The sequence below is a fragment of the Bacillus sp. CGMCC 1.60114 genome (assembly GCF_042676365.1).
GTDB classification, from domain to species: domain Bacteria; phylum Bacillota; class Bacilli; order Bacillales; family Bacillaceae_G; genus Bacillus_A; species Bacillus_A rhizoplanae_A.
In genome coordinates this window covers 174,920-189,294 of sequence record NZ_JBHTHG010000004.1, presented here as the reverse complement: position 1 = coordinate 189,294, position 14,375 = coordinate 174,920, and the positions used below count along the sequence as shown (strand labels likewise).

Annotated in this window: 15 protein-coding genes; all 15 read right to left on the bottom strand. The window is 42.2% G+C overall.

What is annotated here, in order from left to right:
• Window positions 1–19: 19 nt before the first annotated feature.
• Window positions 20–1,033 (bottom strand): stage II sporulation protein D, encoded by a 1,014-nt coding sequence (gene spoIID, locus ACFQZ1_RS02125; protein ID WP_377880442.1) that lies wholly within the window; start codon window positions 1,031–1,033, stop codon window positions 20–22.
• 211 nt (window positions 1,034–1,244) lie between these two features.
• Window positions 1,245–2,549 carry a UDP-N-acetylglucosamine 1-carboxyvinyltransferase gene (gene murA, locus ACFQZ1_RS02120; protein WP_377880441.1) on the bottom strand — a complete coding sequence of 435 codons (1,305 nt, stop codon included), beginning with the start codon at window positions 2,547–2,549 and terminating at the stop codon, window positions 1,245–1,247.
• Window positions 2,550–2,583: 34 nt separating this feature from the next.
• On the bottom strand, window positions 2,584–3,282 hold the full coding sequence (locus ACFQZ1_RS02115; protein ID WP_377880485.1) for a YwmB family TATA-box binding protein: 699 nt from the start codon (window positions 3,280–3,282) through the stop codon (window positions 2,584–2,586).
• A gap of 70 nt (window positions 3,283–3,352) precedes the next feature.
• The gene (locus ACFQZ1_RS02110) at window positions 3,353–3,589 is read right to left on the bottom strand and encodes a DUF1146 family protein (protein WP_377880440.1); all 237 of its coding nucleotides are present in this window, start codon (window positions 3,587–3,589) and stop codon (window positions 3,353–3,355) included.
• Between the two features lie 167 nt (window positions 3,590–3,756).
• Window positions 3,757–5,277 (bottom strand): NADH-quinone oxidoreductase subunit NuoN, encoded by a 1,521-nt coding sequence (gene nuoN, locus ACFQZ1_RS02105; RefSeq protein WP_377880484.1) that lies wholly within the window; start codon window positions 5,275–5,277, stop codon window positions 3,757–3,759.
• Window positions 5,278–5,286: 9 nt separating this feature from the next.
• Entirely contained in the window at window positions 5,287–6,789 is a 1,503-nt protein-coding gene (locus tag ACFQZ1_RS02100) for an NADH-quinone oxidoreductase subunit M (protein ID WP_377880439.1), read from the bottom strand.
• The gene (nuoL, locus tag ACFQZ1_RS02095) at window positions 6,786–8,651 is read right to left on the bottom strand and encodes an NADH-quinone oxidoreductase subunit L (RefSeq protein ID WP_377880438.1); all 1,866 of its coding nucleotides are present in this window, start codon (window positions 8,649–8,651) and stop codon (window positions 6,786–6,788) included. Before nuoL ends, ACFQZ1_RS02100 begins: the two co-directional genes overlap by 4 nt.
• 29 nt (window positions 8,652–8,680) lie before the next feature.
• Window positions 8,681–8,995 (bottom strand): NADH-quinone oxidoreductase subunit NuoK, encoded by a 315-nt coding sequence (nuoK, locus tag ACFQZ1_RS02090; protein ID WP_377880437.1) that lies wholly within the window; start codon window positions 8,993–8,995, stop codon window positions 8,681–8,683.
• Window positions 8,988–9,512 carry an NADH-quinone oxidoreductase subunit J gene (locus tag ACFQZ1_RS02085; RefSeq protein WP_377880436.1) on the bottom strand — a complete coding sequence of 175 codons (525 nt, stop codon included), beginning with the start codon at window positions 9,510–9,512 and terminating at the stop codon, window positions 8,988–8,990. The genes nuoK and ACFQZ1_RS02085 overlap by 8 nt, the downstream gene beginning before the upstream one ends.
• The gene (nuoI, locus tag ACFQZ1_RS02080; RefSeq protein WP_336482189.1) at window positions 9,509–9,928 is read right to left on the bottom strand and encodes an NADH-quinone oxidoreductase subunit NuoI; all 420 of its coding nucleotides are present in this window, start codon (window positions 9,926–9,928) and stop codon (window positions 9,509–9,511) included. Before nuoI ends, ACFQZ1_RS02085 begins: the two co-directional genes overlap by 4 nt.
• A 24-nt stretch (window positions 9,929–9,952) precedes the next feature.
• Complete coding sequence (gene nuoH / locus ACFQZ1_RS02075) at window positions 9,953–10,954, bottom strand: NADH-quinone oxidoreductase subunit NuoH (protein WP_377880483.1); 1,002 nt, start codon at window positions 10,952–10,954, stop codon at window positions 9,953–9,955.
• Entirely contained in the window at window positions 10,954–12,054 is a 1,101-nt protein-coding gene (gene nuoD / locus ACFQZ1_RS02070) for an NADH-quinone oxidoreductase subunit NuoD (protein ID WP_377880434.1), read from the bottom strand. The genes nuoH and nuoD overlap by 1 nt, the downstream gene beginning before the upstream one ends.
• Before the next feature lie 5 nt (window positions 12,055–12,059).
• Complete coding sequence (locus ACFQZ1_RS02065) at window positions 12,060–13,412, bottom strand: NADH-quinone oxidoreductase subunit C (RefSeq protein WP_377880433.1); 1,353 nt, start codon at window positions 13,410–13,412, stop codon at window positions 12,060–12,062.
• A complete protein-coding gene (nuoB, locus tag ACFQZ1_RS02060) occupies window positions 13,409–13,927 on the bottom strand; it encodes an NADH-quinone oxidoreductase subunit NuoB (RefSeq protein WP_020061447.1) in 519 nt (172 codons plus the stop codon). The genes ACFQZ1_RS02065 and nuoB overlap by 4 nt, the downstream gene beginning before the upstream one ends.
• On the bottom strand, window positions 13,918–14,286 hold the full coding sequence (locus tag ACFQZ1_RS02055; RefSeq protein WP_377880432.1) for an NADH-quinone oxidoreductase subunit A: 369 nt from the start codon (window positions 14,284–14,286) through the stop codon (window positions 13,918–13,920). Before ACFQZ1_RS02055 ends, nuoB begins: the two co-directional genes overlap by 10 nt.
• Between the last annotated feature and the right edge of the window lie 89 nt (window positions 14,287–14,375).

Here is a 14,375-nt window from a genome sequence, read left to right as displayed (position 1 = left end):
GCGCCGCCGCGCTATGCTTTTACTTCTTCGCCGTTATTTTTCCCTCATACTGATTCAATGCCGAAATTGCCACGCCTTTATAATAATACGCCACGATATCTGTATACGTCTTACCTTCCTTCGCCATTCCGTTTGCACCGTATTGGCTCATCCCAACGCCGTGACCATAACCTTTCGTTGTGATAACAACTTGATCGCCTTGCTGCTTCCACGTAAAGTCAGAGGAACGTAAGCCCAACTTTTCCCGCACATCTTTTCCCGTTAACGTTTTCCCTTGAAATTCAACTTCCTTCACACGCTTTCCTTCTGTTCGTTCTTTAATGTTACCAACATTCCCGTTTGCTAATACTTTCACGCCAAGGCGCTTTTGAAAGTCAGCAACAGTAAAGGTTTGTTCTTTTGGTTCTTGTTGATCCCACGGACTACTTACACTTTTTAAGTATGGATAGTCGCTGCCCCAATAATCTGCAGCATTTTCTGTGTAGCCATTACTTGTCGAGAAAAATGACGCTGTAATGGGACTCCCTTCATACGTTAAAACTTGTCCGGCTGTTTTCGATACAGCTTCTTCAATACGCTGCATTTTGCCTTCATACTCTTTTCCCCATTGTTCTTTTAGCTCTTCTTTATTTCTGTACACTTGATTGTCTACTGTATCTGTTACGTCTGCTTTATTTTGAAGCTTTTGCCCGCTTAACATCCGCTTCACAACGAATGTACGTGCTGCTAATGCCTGTGCTTTTAATGCTTCTACTTCAAAACTTGCTGGCATTTCTGCAGCGACAACTCCGGCAACATAGTCTTCAATTCCAACAGTTTCAACCTTCTTTTGTTTGCTGCGATACACAGATACTTGCACATTTGTCTTTGTAGGAGAAGGAGCTTGCGCACTTTGCGCTGCTGGAGGAGCAGAAGGCGTATTATGCTTTTCCTCTTTCGCTTTTGCAAACGGAAAAACAAGCATGCTTGGTACGATAATCACTAACGCTACTAACAGCGTTACTATGACCATAATTGGCTTCGTAGTTTTCATTGCTTTCCTCCACTATGAAATTAGACTCATTTCATTCTTATGGAGTAAGACAAGCATTTAGAACAAGTTCTTTTCTTCTTTCTAGCGAAAACCAAAATTAAATTTTTAGAATATTTGTAATGAAACAGGCATAAATATTGCATTTCCTGACTATAACAGTAACAATACATAAAAAAATAGCTTCCATGCCAAAGCATAGAAGCCATCTCTATTAAGCGTGAAGATCAGATACTTGTTGTTCTGTTACTTCTTCCACTTGTTCAGTTACACGTTCAATATCTGCACCTAATGCAGCTAACTTGCCGTGGAAGTTTACATATCCGCGGTCAAGGTGTTTTAATTCTGTTACGCGCGTATGACCTTCAGATACTAAACCAGCTAAAATTAATGCTGCTGCAGCACGTAAATCTGTTGCTGCTACTTCAGCACCTTGCAGGTTACCAGGTCCATTCATAATTACAGAACGGCCTTCGATTTTAATATCTGCATTCATACGGCGGAATTCTTCCACATGCATGAAACGATTTTCGAATACTGTTTCTGTAATCATGCTTGTGCCGTTTGCTTTCAATAATAATGCCATCATTTGTGATTGCATATCTGTTGGGAATCCTGGGTGTGGCATCGTTTTGATATCAGCCGCTTTTAACTCCTCTGGGCCAATAACGCGTACACCTTCGTTCTCCTCAATAATTGTAACGCCCATTTCTTCCATTTTCGCTGTAATAGAGCGTAAATGTTCTGGTACAGCATTTTCAATTAACACGTTTCCGCCTGTAATTGCTGCTGCAACCATAAATGTCCCTGCTTCTACACGGTCAGGAATAATTGAATGGTTTGCACCATATAATTTATCGACACCTTCAATACGAATTGTGCCAGTTCCAGCGCCGCGTACTTTTGCGCCCATTGCGTTTAAGAAGTTCGCTAAGTCTACGATTTCTGGCTCTTTTGCTGCGTTTTCAAGTATTGTTGTCCCTTCTGCTAATACAGCAGCAGACATAATGTTTTCTGTTGCCCCTACGCTCGGGAAATCTAAGTAAATTTTCGCACCTGTTAATTTGCCGTCTACATACGCTTCAACAAATCCGTTACCAACTTTTACTTTTGCTCCCATTGCTTCAAAGCCTTTTAAATGTTGGTCAATTGGACGTGAACCGATTGCACAACCGCCAGGAAGCGCAATGCGTGCACGACCATTACGTGCTAAAAGCGGTCCCATTACCAGAACGGACGCGCGCATTTTACGTACATATTCAAATGGTGCCTCGATTTGTAGTTCTTTGGATGCATCAATTGTTACCTCATTGTTTGCAAAAGATACCTCTGCATTCAAATGACGTAGTACTTCATTAATTGTGTATACATCTGAAAGTTCTGGTACTTCAGATAGTACATTCTTTCCATCACTCGCTAATAGGGCTGCAGCGATTATAGGTAATACAGCGTTTTTTGCGCCCTCTACGCGCACTGTGCCGTTCAACCGCTTTCCGCCACGGACGATGATCTTTTCCAAGTTATTCCCCTCCGTGTCCTTATTTCACATATATTCAATACTCAGAAGTTATGATCGGTGTGCCAACCACAATTGTATTCTTGTTGTTCGTAGAACGTATTGCTATTTGCACATTGATTTTCTCTTTATTTGTTGAAAGAGCGTCATTCCATTTTTTATTATATGCGGAGACTGACACAAATGCTCTTTCTTCTACTTTTTCAATTGCTCTTGCTGAAAGATCTTTCAAAACTTCATCGGCTTTATCTTGCAAAACACCTTCAATCTTATCACTGAGCGTACCTTGAATACAAGTATAAATTTTTGGTTTTGTACTAAAAATTTTATTCGTTTTATCCGTATATTTAGGGTCCCATTTCGCCCCGCTCACTTCATATATAATGAAAGTGTTTTCTTTAGTATTTTCCATTGTCCATGTAACTACTAGCCTTTCTTCATAAGAAGAATAACTTTTTTGTGCTGTTGCTTTATAACCATCCCTAGACTGTTCAATTTCCCACTCTTCTACATTTGCACGTTGCTTAATTTGACTAAGTAACTCTTCAAACGTATGTATATTTGAAATTGTCTTTGTTTCCCGCGCTAACCAAGACCAATGCTGAACATCAGTACCATTTTTCTCTAAAGCAGCAATCATACTTTCCATTTTTTCCTGATCGCTCACAGGTTTCATTTCTCTATATCCGACTAAAAATATAACAGCACTTACAACAATCAAAAGCATGGCTTGCATCTTTTTCACGTTCATCCCCTCCTAGTCCCCATTGTTGACGGAGAAGGATGGTTCTATACGTTGTACTTTTTTACTTTACAAGGTACGTTAAGCTCTTTGAATACCCTAAATAATCAAGGAAAAAGTTACTTACAGATGCACCGATAGCAATCGTTACAAGAATCATCAACACTCTCATTTGCAGTACCTTCCCTGATTTCATCAGGCGTTCTACGTGAAGGCCCTGCAGCGCCCACCACGTGATGGTAATAAACAGTAAATGCGAAACAATCGCAATGAGTGCTTGTTGCCCTAAAATTTGCGCCATAAAAATCGATCCCTTCATCCCGCTCTAACAGGCAGTAACTTCCGTATATCTTGGTGCATAATTGCCTGTATGAACCCGATTGGTTCAATCCACTTACTACTTTTGTAGTAAATAAAAATAACCAAAATAAAAAGTGTAGAGTATATGCTCTACACTTTCAATTTTTACTATTGTACCACGTTCCCAACAAAGAAGAAATCCTTCATAAGCGGAAAATAATCATAAAAGAAATTGTATCCGATTGCTGGTAATATACCGAGCACAACTGTCGCAATCGCGCAAAGGCCTACAACTATTTTCAAGTTAATCGGAAGAACGATGCGGTCTTCGCTTTCTGCGCGGCGGAAAAACATTTGCTGCAAAATACGGAAATAATAGACGAACGAGATTACCGTTGTCCCCATCATAATTGATGCTAGCACGTAATGAGCCGGCTGAACGATAAAGGCTCCTAAAAAGATGTTAATCTTTCCGATAAATCCTGCTGTTCCCGGAATACCAGCAAGTGACAACATAAAAATTGTCATCATGACCGCCGCAAATGGTGATCGTTTATATAAACCTGCAAAAGCGGATATATTTTCTTGTCCCGTTTGTAAGATTATCCCGTGAATAATCGCAAATGCTCCGATATTCATCAGTACATAAGCAAGCATGTAAAACCACATACTATCCATAAGAAATGGTGACAACGCTACGAACGGTACAAGTAAATAACCGGCATGTGCCACTCCAGAATATGCAAGCATTCGTTTTATATTGTACTGCTTTAAGGCAACACTATTTCCAACAATCATCGTTACACCGGCAAGAACTGCAATATAGATGCTCATATTGCTTAATAACGATGTTGTTTCATTTTGAATAGGAATTGTTGCAAAAATAACTAGGAAAATACGAATAATCATCACAAATCCAGCAATTTTCGATATTGTTCCTAAAAACGCTGTAACAGGCGTTGCCGCTCCTTCATACACGTCAGGTGCCCACATATGAAATGGGACAGTCGCAATTTTAAAAGACAAACCGACAAAGAGCAGGATAAACGCAAGTGCCAATAAAAGTTGTATATCACCGCTCACTCCTTGCATGAATAAACGCTGCATATCCAAAATATTCGTTGAACCCGTCAGTCCGTACAAATAACTCATTCCAAATAGCGTAATTGCTGTAGAAATCCCGCCATTAATTACATACTTCATTGCCGCCTCATTCGAAGCTTTATTGTTCTTACGAATGCCGACTAAAATGTACGAAGACAATGATAATAATTCAAGACCGATGAACAATGTAATAAGATCGCTGCTAGACGCCATAACCATCGCACCAAGAAGCGCCGTTAAAAATAAGTAATAATATTCTCCCAGGTCTTCAATCGGCTGCTTGGCATCGTCGCTCATTGCAATGAATAAGACGAGAAGACCGCCAAGCAATAAGAGTGTTTTAAATGCTTTTGAAAATCCATCTAATATAAATGATCCATCTAAAATCTCTCCAGCCGGTGCACCGTATAATGTAACGAGTGCAACGAGTGCGAGTATAACAGTCGCAATTGCCCCGTATGATAAATTCCGGCGATGAAACGTTTGTTTCGCGAACAGATCAAGAAGAGATAGAAGAATAGCGCCGCCAATGAGGATAAACTCCGGCGTCATTAAATACCATGATAAGCCTAGTAATGTTTTCATATCCATCTTCTATCTCCCCCCTAAAGATTGTAGTGTGTCACGAAGCGGTTCACCAAGTACATCTGGCACGATACCAATAATCAAAATACACGCCAGCAAAATCACAACGGGGATGTATTCCAATCCGCGCATATCGCTTTTTTCTTCGCATTCCCTTTGTCCGAATGTAACTTGCATAACTGCCCGGAGTACGTACACCGCTGTTAAAATAATACCGATTGCCGAGACCGCCGCTAAGATTGGATGCGCTTGAAACAAGCCAAGAAACGCTAGAAATTCACTCACAAAACCAGACATTCCAGGAAGTCCGAGCGAAGCCATGCTTCCCGCTAATAAGAAACCACTAAGGATTGGTACTCGCTTCGCTAAGCCGCCGAGTTTTGTAATGTCAGAAGTGCCAAAGCGCTGCTCGATGATGCCAAGAAGGAAGAATAACAGTGCGGCGATTAAACCGTGGGAAACAACTTGGAACAATGCCCCCTTCATCCCTGCCGCGTTCAGCGCAGCTAAACCGATCAGCACAATTCCCATATGCGAAATACTTGAATATGCGAGCACTTTTCGGAAATCTGTTTGAACAAGCGCTAGAATAGCACCATACAGTAAATTGATAACTCCTAAAACCCCTAAGACAACTGCGAACTTTTCAAACTGCTCTGGGAAAAGCCACATTCCAAAGCGGACAATCCCGTATGCCCCAATCTTTAAGAGAACACCTGCATGCAGCATAACAGTCGCCGGGTGCGCTTGCACGTGAACGTTTACCATCCAGCGGTGAAGCGGAAAGACCGGGAGCTTAATCATAAATGCAACCATAATGGCTAGAAATAACCCAAGCTGCAAGGAATCAGATATTGGGCCAACTGTTGTCATTTTTCCCCCTACTAAAACTGCTTGCAGCTCTGCTATATTTGTTGTGCCTGCCCTTGCAAATAAAATCGAAAAGGCAATGAGTAAAATCGCAGAACCAATGCCGTTATAAATCAAATAGCTGTACGCTGCTTTTTCACTGTTGAATTTGCCCCATTTGCCAACGAGTAAAAACATAGCTGGCAATGTAATTTCAAAGAAAACGAAGAACAGCAGCAAGTTTTCAGCAGCGAAGACACCAAGCATTCCGATTTCAAGCATAAGCAATAGCATATAGAAGCCTTTTACATGCTTTGTAATAGAAAACGCCGTAATGGCCGCTAATGTTGCTAACAATGCTGTCAGAAGCATCATAACGAGCGAGAAACCATCAATGCCAAGCTCATAATAAATCGTAAACAATTCTTTCTCTATACCTGGAAAGTTCCCAAATTGAATCCACTTTACCTTTTCTGCAAACATCGTTAAACTTTTTCCCGATGCATATGTACTCGCGATAAAGAGCGCAGACCCAAGCGGAAGTAATGTTCCAAGCAGACCAACAATCCTCGCCGCTTTCTCCTCTTTCTGCGGTACAAATGCCAACAGTACGATACCTAACAGCGGGGAGAAAATGAAGAAAGATAATAGAAAAGAACTCATTGTCCATGCCCCCCTGTCAATAGCAAAATCACTACTAGTACAGCTAAACAAATTGCTGTAACTGTGCCGTACATTTGCACTTGCCCGTTTTGTAATCTCGAGAAGACCGCGCTCACACCTCTTACAATGCCAGCGATTAGCTTCGCAATTCCTTCGACAATATACGTTTCAAAGAAGTACAAAACATATGCAATTCCTTTTACGAGTGGAATCACTGTTACGCTATACAATTCATCAATATAATATTTCTCCTTCAGCAAGCTGTATATTGCAGTATTCTCGCCGCCAATCCAGTCACGGGAAATTGTACGTTTTCCATATATCAAATACGCTAAGAAAATCCCTGCTAATGAAACGAGCGTTGCCACAATCATGATCCAGGCCGGACCATGAATTTCCCTCACCTGAAACGCTGCGTCTTTTGTAAGCCAATCCCCAAGAAATGTTCCGAACCAAGGTGTATTCACATAACCGCCTATAACAGCTAAGACACCAAGAACCATCATCGGCACTGTCATTACGCTAGGAGATTCATGCACATTCTTCTGCTCCCCGCGCGCCTCTCCCGTAAAGACAAGGAAGTAAAGGCGGAACATATAAAAGGCAGTGAAGAACGCTGCGATTACCGCAAGGACGAATAAACCGTAATTGCCGTGCTCCCACGTCGCCGCTAAAATTTCATCCTTACTAAAGAAACCAGAAAGTAACGGAACGCCGCTAATTGCAAGCGTACCAATTAAAAACAACGAGCCGGTTATTTTCATCTTCTTAAACAAGCCGCCCATTTCTTCGATGTTTTGTGTATGTACGGCATGAATGACGCTTCCGGCTGCTAAGAATAATAATGCCTTAAAGAACGCGTGCATCGTTAAATGAAAAACACCAGCCACGTACCCTGCTGAACCAAGTGCAAGCATCATATAACCAAGTTGACTTACTGTGGAGTACGCTAACACACGCTTAATGTCTGTTTGCACTAAGCCAATGGATGCTGCAAAGATTGCCGTAACGCCGCCAACGATGGCAACAGTTTGCATCGCCGCTTCGCTCGCTGAGAAAAGCGGAAACATGGTAGCAACTAAATATACCCCAGCCGCAACCATTGTTGCTGCGTGGATAAGCGCTGATACTGGCGTTGGACCCTCCATCGCATCCGGAAGCCACGTATGCAGCGGAAACTGACCGGACTTCCCCATTGCGCCGACAAAGATTAAAATCGCCGTTAGTGTAATCATCGTCCCTGAAATCTCTCCAGCTTGTACCGCCTGGAAGATTGCATCGTAGTCAAAGCTGCCAACTTGCCAGAATAATAGAATCATCCCGATAAACAAGCCGACATCCCCAATACGCGTCATAATAAACGCCTTTTTGGCAGCTGCCTTTGCTTCTTCTTTAAAGAAATAGAAACCAATTAGCAAGAAGGAGCCGAGTCCTACTAACTCCCAAAATATATAAAGCTGTAGTAAGTTAGTTGAAATCACAAGCCCAAGCATTGCAAATGTAAATAACCCTAAGTATGCATAAAAAATATGGAACCTTTCATCGCCGTGCATATACCCTTTCGAATACATATGAACGAGCAAGCTCACAAGCGTGACAATAAAGAGCATCAATGCGTTTAACGCATTTACTTCAAAACCGAAGGAAATATTCACATCTCCGATTTGCAGCCATGTCCATTGCTGTTTTACCGTTCCTGCCGATAGCCGTTCTATTAATACAAGTACCGCACCCGCAAACGAAAGAAAAACGAGAAAGGTGCTAAGTAAGCTGCTTCCTTCTTTCAGCCTCTTGCCAAATACTAAGAGTAAAACAAAAGATACAAGCGGGAAAAGCGGTATTAGCCATGCATAGTCCATCATTAATTTCTCCCCCCTTTTCGGTCACAACATTAATGCTTTAATGAATCCATTTCGTCCGCATTCACCGTTGCGCGGTTTCTGTATAAAGCGATTAAAATTGCCAAGCCAACCGCAGCCTCTGCTGCAGCGACGGACATCGTAAACAGTGAAAAAATTTGTCCCTTTAAATTTGGAAACATCCCTAATTTACTAAAGGCAACTAAATTTAAATTTGCCGCGTTCATCATCAGTTCAATACAAACCAATACAATTACTGTATTACGCTTCGTTAATGCTCCAAATAAACCAATGCAAAACAGTATAATCGCAAGCGTCAGATACGCAGAAGCTGGAATACTACTCATGCGAATCCCCCTCTTTCTCATCCTTCTTCGCAAGTACAATGGCGCCGACAAGAGCAACCAGTAATAAAATAGACGTTAGCTCGAACGGTATTATATATTTCGAATACAACAATTCTCCAATATGAAGTGTATTTTGCTCATGAAGCAATACCCCATCTTGAACGTTTTGATTCTCAAAACCTACGTTATTCACCGCAAAATACATCACCGCACCAAATACTGCAACTGCAAGAAAAACAAGCAATTTCCGCCACCCAAAACGCGTTTCTTCCTCATCATTATGCTTCGTTAGCATAATGCCAAAAATCATAATGATTGTAATTGCACCGGAGTAAATCAAAATTTGAACAACCCCGACAAATTCTGCTGATAGCATAAAATACAGCCCAGCAATACTAAGGAACGTAAACACTAGAGCGAGCATCATATGCATCACTTTCGTTAAGTTCAGCATAAGTACGCCGCCCATCATCGCAAGCAAGCCTAATGCTAAAAATGCTACTAACTCGCCATTCATGCTTTATTCTCCCTTCTCACATTTTGATCATTTTCATCCAGCCACTGTAAATTTTTAAATAAATCATCACGTGAATATTCAGCTAGCTCAAAGTTGTTTGTCATCACAATTGCTTCTGTAGGACAAACTTCTGTACAAAGATCGCAAAGAATACAAATTTCAAAGTTAATATCATACGTATCAATGATTTTCCCTTTCTTCTCTGGATCCGGATGCTTTTTCCCTGTTAGCTGAATACAGTCTGTCGGGCAAATATTTGCGCATTGATTGCAAACAATACATTTTTCTGGGTAAAACTTTTGAATACCGCGAAAGCGATCTGGAAGTGGCAGTGGCTGATTTGGATAGTCGTATGTTACTTTCTTCTTACTTAAGTTACTAAGCGTATACTTTAAACCTTTAAATAATCCTTTCATTGTACTCCTACCCCCCTTTTTAGATTAGAAGAACAATTCTTTTATAAGTGCAGCTAAGAAAATATTCGCAAGCGCTACTGGCAATAGTACTTTCCAGCCAAACTCCATTAATTGATCGCCTCGTATACGCGGAAACGTCACGCGGAACCAAATTAATAGAAACACAACAGTGCTAAATTTCAGTGCAAACCAAACAGCTCCTGGAATAAACGATAGAAACGGAATTGGCTGCCATCCTCCTAAGAATAGTACCGTCATAAGCGATGCCATTCCAAAGAAATACACGTACTCAGAGAGCATGAAGAACGCCCAGCGGAATCCTGAGTATTCCGTATGGTATCCAGAAACAAGCTCCGATTCAGCTTCCGGTAAATCAAACGGCGTCCGGTTCAATTCGGCAACAGCTGCGATTAAGAATACGACAAAACCAACTGGCTGCACGAAAATATACCAAACTCCTTTTTGTGCCTCGACAATTTCATTTAAATTTAAACTGCCTGTTAGAAGAACTACTCCAATTACGCTCATAACAAGTGGAATTTCATAGGAGATCATTTGCGCTGCGGCGCGCATTCCTCCTAGTAAGGAGTATTTATTGTTAGACGCCCAGCCCCCGGTTACAACGCCAATTGTGGTAATACCGGAGATGGCAATGTAGTATAGTAAGCCAACGCCAATATCGGCAAACTGCAATTTATCTGTAAACGGAATAACCGCCAGTACCATAAATGCCGGCGCAAACGCAATGACAGGCGCTAATATGAAGAGCGGTTTATCGGCGGCTTTCGGGATTGTATCTTCTTTTAACAGAAGCTTTAACACATCCGCTACTGTTTGCAGGAGCCCAAAACGGCCGCCCACTTGGTTTGGCCCTATGCGCCCTTGCATAAATCCCATTACTTTTCGCTCTGCTAAAATCCCATATGTAACAAAGCCAAGAACGACAAACAATAACAACGTTGCTAATCCGAAGAAGATAAGAAAATTCGTCCAGCTTGCGGGTGACTCTAAGAGGTTTTGTATCATCATCCATCAACCTCCCCAAGTACAATATCAACGCCGCCTAAGATTGTAATTAAGTTTGCGATATTCTCGCCTTTCAAAAGCTTCGGTAAGATTTGCAAATTATAGAAGGATGGACGGCGGAACTTTAAGCGGTACGGCTCTTTTTTTCCATCGCTCGCAATGTAACAGCCAATCTCTCCGCGCGGTGATTCAATTCGAACGAACGCCTCACCTTTTGGTGCTTTAATAATCTTTGGTACCTTCGCTAAAATAGCTCCTTCTTTCGGAAACTGCTCTACCGCTTGCTCAATGATTTTCAGCGACTCTTCAATTTCCTCCATCCGGCAAATGTAACGATCCCAAGCGTCGCCTACTTTACCGACCGGAACATCAAAGTCAAAACGATCATAAATCGAGTACGGTTCGCCTTTGCGAAGATCCCATTTGACTCCAGTACAGCGCAGATTCGCTCCGCTTAATGAATATTGCAATGCATCCTCTGCCGAATAAATACCGACTCCCTTTACGCGGTTTAAGAAAATTTCATTGCCGCTCACAAGGTCGTGATACCCCTTTAGCTGCTCTCTCATATATGGAACAAACTCGCGCACTTTTTCAATCCAGTCATCCGGAGCATCCCACTTCACCCCGCCAACACGCATATAGTTAAATGTTAAACGGGCGCCGCATAATTCATTCAGTAGGTTAATAATCATCTCGCGTTCACGAAATGCATATAAGAACGGACTCACCGCTCCGATATCAAGTAAATTTGTCCCCCACCAAACGAGGTGACTGGCCACGCGCCCGAGCTCCATTGCAAGTACGCGTAAATATTCAGCACGCTCTGGTATTTCTAATCCCATCATCGTCTCAACCGCGTGACAAATGACGTAGTTATTTGTCATAGCTGATAAATAATCCATTCTGTCTGTATACGGAATAATTTGCGTATACTGCAAGCTTTCCGCAATTTTCTCTGTACCGCGGTGCAAATATCCAATGACAGGCGTAGCTTCTTTAATGATTTCCCCGTCAATTTTAATAACGAGCCGAAATACACCGTGCGTACTCGGATGCTGCGGCCCTACATTTAAAAGCATTTCTTCTGTACGAATCATATTTGCTACACCTCCACATCAAAAGGCTCATAATCTTTTCGCAGCGGATAGCCAACCCAATCGTCCGGCATCAAAATACGCTTTAAATTTGGATGCCCTTCAAACACAACACCAAGTAAATCATATGCCTCGCGCTCCGGCCAATCTGCCCCGCTCCATAACGGTGCAATAGAAGGTACTTTCGGCTCGTCCCGGTCAAGTTTTACTTTTACCGCTACAGATTGCTTCTTACCGTAAGAAAATAAATGCACGTACACTTCCATATGTGTCACAAAATCTGTCGCATGCAATTCCGACATATAATTGAATACAAATTCAGGATTCTTTTTTAAAAGTTCCATCACTTCATAGTAATGCTTCAGCTTCACAATGAGCGTCGGAACGTCCTTAGACAATGTATTAATATAGAAATCCTCTAGTACATCTTCGCCAAATTTCGTTGTAATTGCCTGAACGTACGCATCTAAATATGGCTGATTTCGCGACGGCTCTTCTACTTTCTGTTCTTCTTCCTCTTGCTTTCCTCCAACCGCCCGGGCTTTTGCCGCTGCCTTTGCTTTTGCTGCTGCAGCTGCCTTTGCCTTCGCTGCTGCGATTGCTTTCGCTTTCTCATCACCCTCCGGCGATTCTTCTTCCTTCTCTTTCTGCTTCGCTAATGCAGCCGCCTTTGCTTTTGCTGCTGCAGCTGCTTTCGCCTTCGCAGCTGCGATTGCTTTCGCTTTCTCGTCACCCTCTGGCGATTCTTCTTCCTTTTCTTTCTGCTTCGCTAGCGCAGCCGCCTTCGCTTTTGCTGCTGCAGCTGCTTTCGCCTTCGCAGCTGCAATTGCTTTCGCTTTCTCATCACCCTCTGGCGATTCTTCTTCCTTTTCTTTCTGCTTCGCTAATGCAGCCGCCTTTGCTTTTGCTGCTGCCGCTGCTTTCGCTTTCTCGTCATCCTCTGGCGATTCTTCTTCCTTTTCTTTCTGCTTCGCTAATGCAGCCGCCTTTGCTTTTGCTGCTGCGATTGCTTTCGCTTTCTCGTCACCCTCTGGCGATTCTTCTTCCTTTTCTTTCTGCTTCGCTAGCGCAGCCGCCTTCGCTTCTGCGATTGCTTTCGCTTTTTCATCATCACCGGATGCTTGTCTTTCCGATGCCTTTTGCGCCGCTAGTTCCTTCGCCTTTTCTTTCGCTTCTTCTGCTGCACGGCGCTTTGCTTCTGCTGCATCTATTTCACTTTCATTTGACAGCGCTTTCTCTTTTTCTTCTACAATAGGAATCTCCTTTTCCTGACGCGCCGCCATTCGCTTCTGCGCTTCTTCCTTTGCACGTCTTGCCGCTTCTTTTTTCGCATCATCTATATTTTTATCTTGGTCGCTCATTTATTCGTCACCTGCTTCCCTGTCTTTGCTTCGTAACGAATTTTCTCTTTTAATTTATTAATACCGTAAATTAAAGCTGCTGGATTTGGCGGGCATCCAGGAATGTATACATCCACTGGTACGATTTGATCCACCCCTTTTACAACAGCATAGGAGTTCACATATGGTCCTCCTGCCGTTGCACAAGATCCCATCGCAATGACCCACTTCGGCTCTGGCATTTGATCATATAAACGACGAACGATTGGTGCCATTTTCTTTGTTACTGTTCCAGATACAATCATGACATCTGATTGACGCGGTGACGTCCGGAAGAAAGAACCAAATCGATCTAAATCATAATGTGAGGAGCCAACTCCCATCATCTCAATCGCACAACAGGCCAGTCCAAATGTCATCGGCCATAACGAATTACTGCGAGCCCAGCCCTTTACTTGTTCAAGCGTTGTAAAAAATATATTTCGTTCTAATTCAGCACGTTCTTGCGGATGAATATCTTCAAAATTTATAGCCATTGTAACACCCTCTTTTTCCAAGCATATGCAAGACCAATGAGTAGCATAATAACAAAGATGAGCATTTCCACTAATGCAAATAGACCTAGCTTGTCATACGCTACCGCCCACGGATATAAAAATACAGTTTCTACATCAAAAATGACAAAAAGCAATGCAAAAATATAATAACGAGCATGGAAGCGCACGTTTGCATCATGAAACGGCTCAATTCCACTTTCATATGTTGTTTCCTTCACTGCATTCGGTTTATGTGGACGCAGCAACTTCCCTAATGTGAGCGCTACAATCGGCAGTAATATACCTAATAGCAAAAAAATGACGACAATCATATAACTGTTTTCATATACATTTGCCATTGTGAAACCCTCTCCCCCCTTACAAATACAAGTTCACTCAGTAAACATTATGATTGATTTGCACCATTTATTATTTTTTAATTTTTCTA

What these genes read in the sequence shown, in the direction of transcription:
- spoIID (WP_377880442.1), bottom strand. Translation starts at nt 1,033, where the DNA reads ATGAAAACTACGAAGCCAATTATGGTCATAGTAACGCTGTTAGTAGCG.
- ACFQZ1_RS02115 (WP_377880485.1), bottom strand. Translation starts at nt 3,282, where the DNA reads ATGCAAGCCATGCTTTTGATTGTTGTAAGTGCTGTTATATTTTTAGTC.
- ACFQZ1_RS02110 (WP_377880440.1), bottom strand. Translation starts at nt 3,589, where the DNA reads ATGGCGCAAATTTTAGGGCAACAAGCACTCATTGCGATTGTTTCGCAT.
- nuoN (WP_377880484.1), bottom strand. Translation starts at nt 5,277, where the DNA reads ATGAAAACATTACTAGGCTTATCATGGTATTTAATGACGCCGGAGTTT.
- ACFQZ1_RS02100 (WP_377880439.1), bottom strand. Translation starts at nt 6,789, where the DNA reads ATGAGTTCTTTTCTATTATCTTTCTTCATTTTCTCCCCGCTGTTAGGT.
- nuoL (WP_377880438.1), bottom strand. Translation starts at nt 8,651, where the DNA reads ATGATGGACTATGCATGGCTAATACCGCTTTTCCCGCTTGTATCTTTT.
- nuoK (WP_377880437.1), bottom strand. Translation starts at nt 8,995, where the DNA reads ATGAGTAGTATTCCAGCTTCTGCGTATCTGACGCTTGCGATTATACTG.
- ACFQZ1_RS02085 (WP_377880436.1), bottom strand. Translation starts at nt 9,512, where the DNA reads ATGAATGGCGAGTTAGTAGCATTTTTAGCATTAGGCTTGCTTGCGATG.
- nuoI (WP_336482189.1), bottom strand. Translation starts at nt 9,928, where the DNA reads ATGAAAGGATTATTTAAAGGTTTAAAGTATACGCTTAGTAACTTAAGT.
- nuoH (WP_377880483.1), bottom strand. Translation starts at nt 10,954, where the DNA reads ATGATACAAAACCTCTTAGAGTCACCCGCAAGCTGGACGAATTTTCTT.
- nuoD (WP_377880434.1), bottom strand. Translation starts at nt 12,054, where the DNA reads ATGATTCGTACAGAAGAAATGCTTTTAAATGTAGGGCCGCAGCATCCG.
- ACFQZ1_RS02065 (WP_377880433.1), bottom strand. Translation starts at nt 13,412, where the DNA reads ATGAGCGACCAAGATAAAAATATAGATGATGCGAAAAAAGAAGCGGCA.
- nuoB (WP_020061447.1), bottom strand. Translation starts at nt 13,927, where the DNA reads ATGGCTATAAATTTTGAAGATATTCATCCGCAAGAACGTGCTGAATTA.
- ACFQZ1_RS02055 (WP_377880432.1), bottom strand. Translation starts at nt 14,286, where the DNA reads ATGGCAAATGTATATGAAAACAGTTATATGATTGTCGTCATTTTTTTG.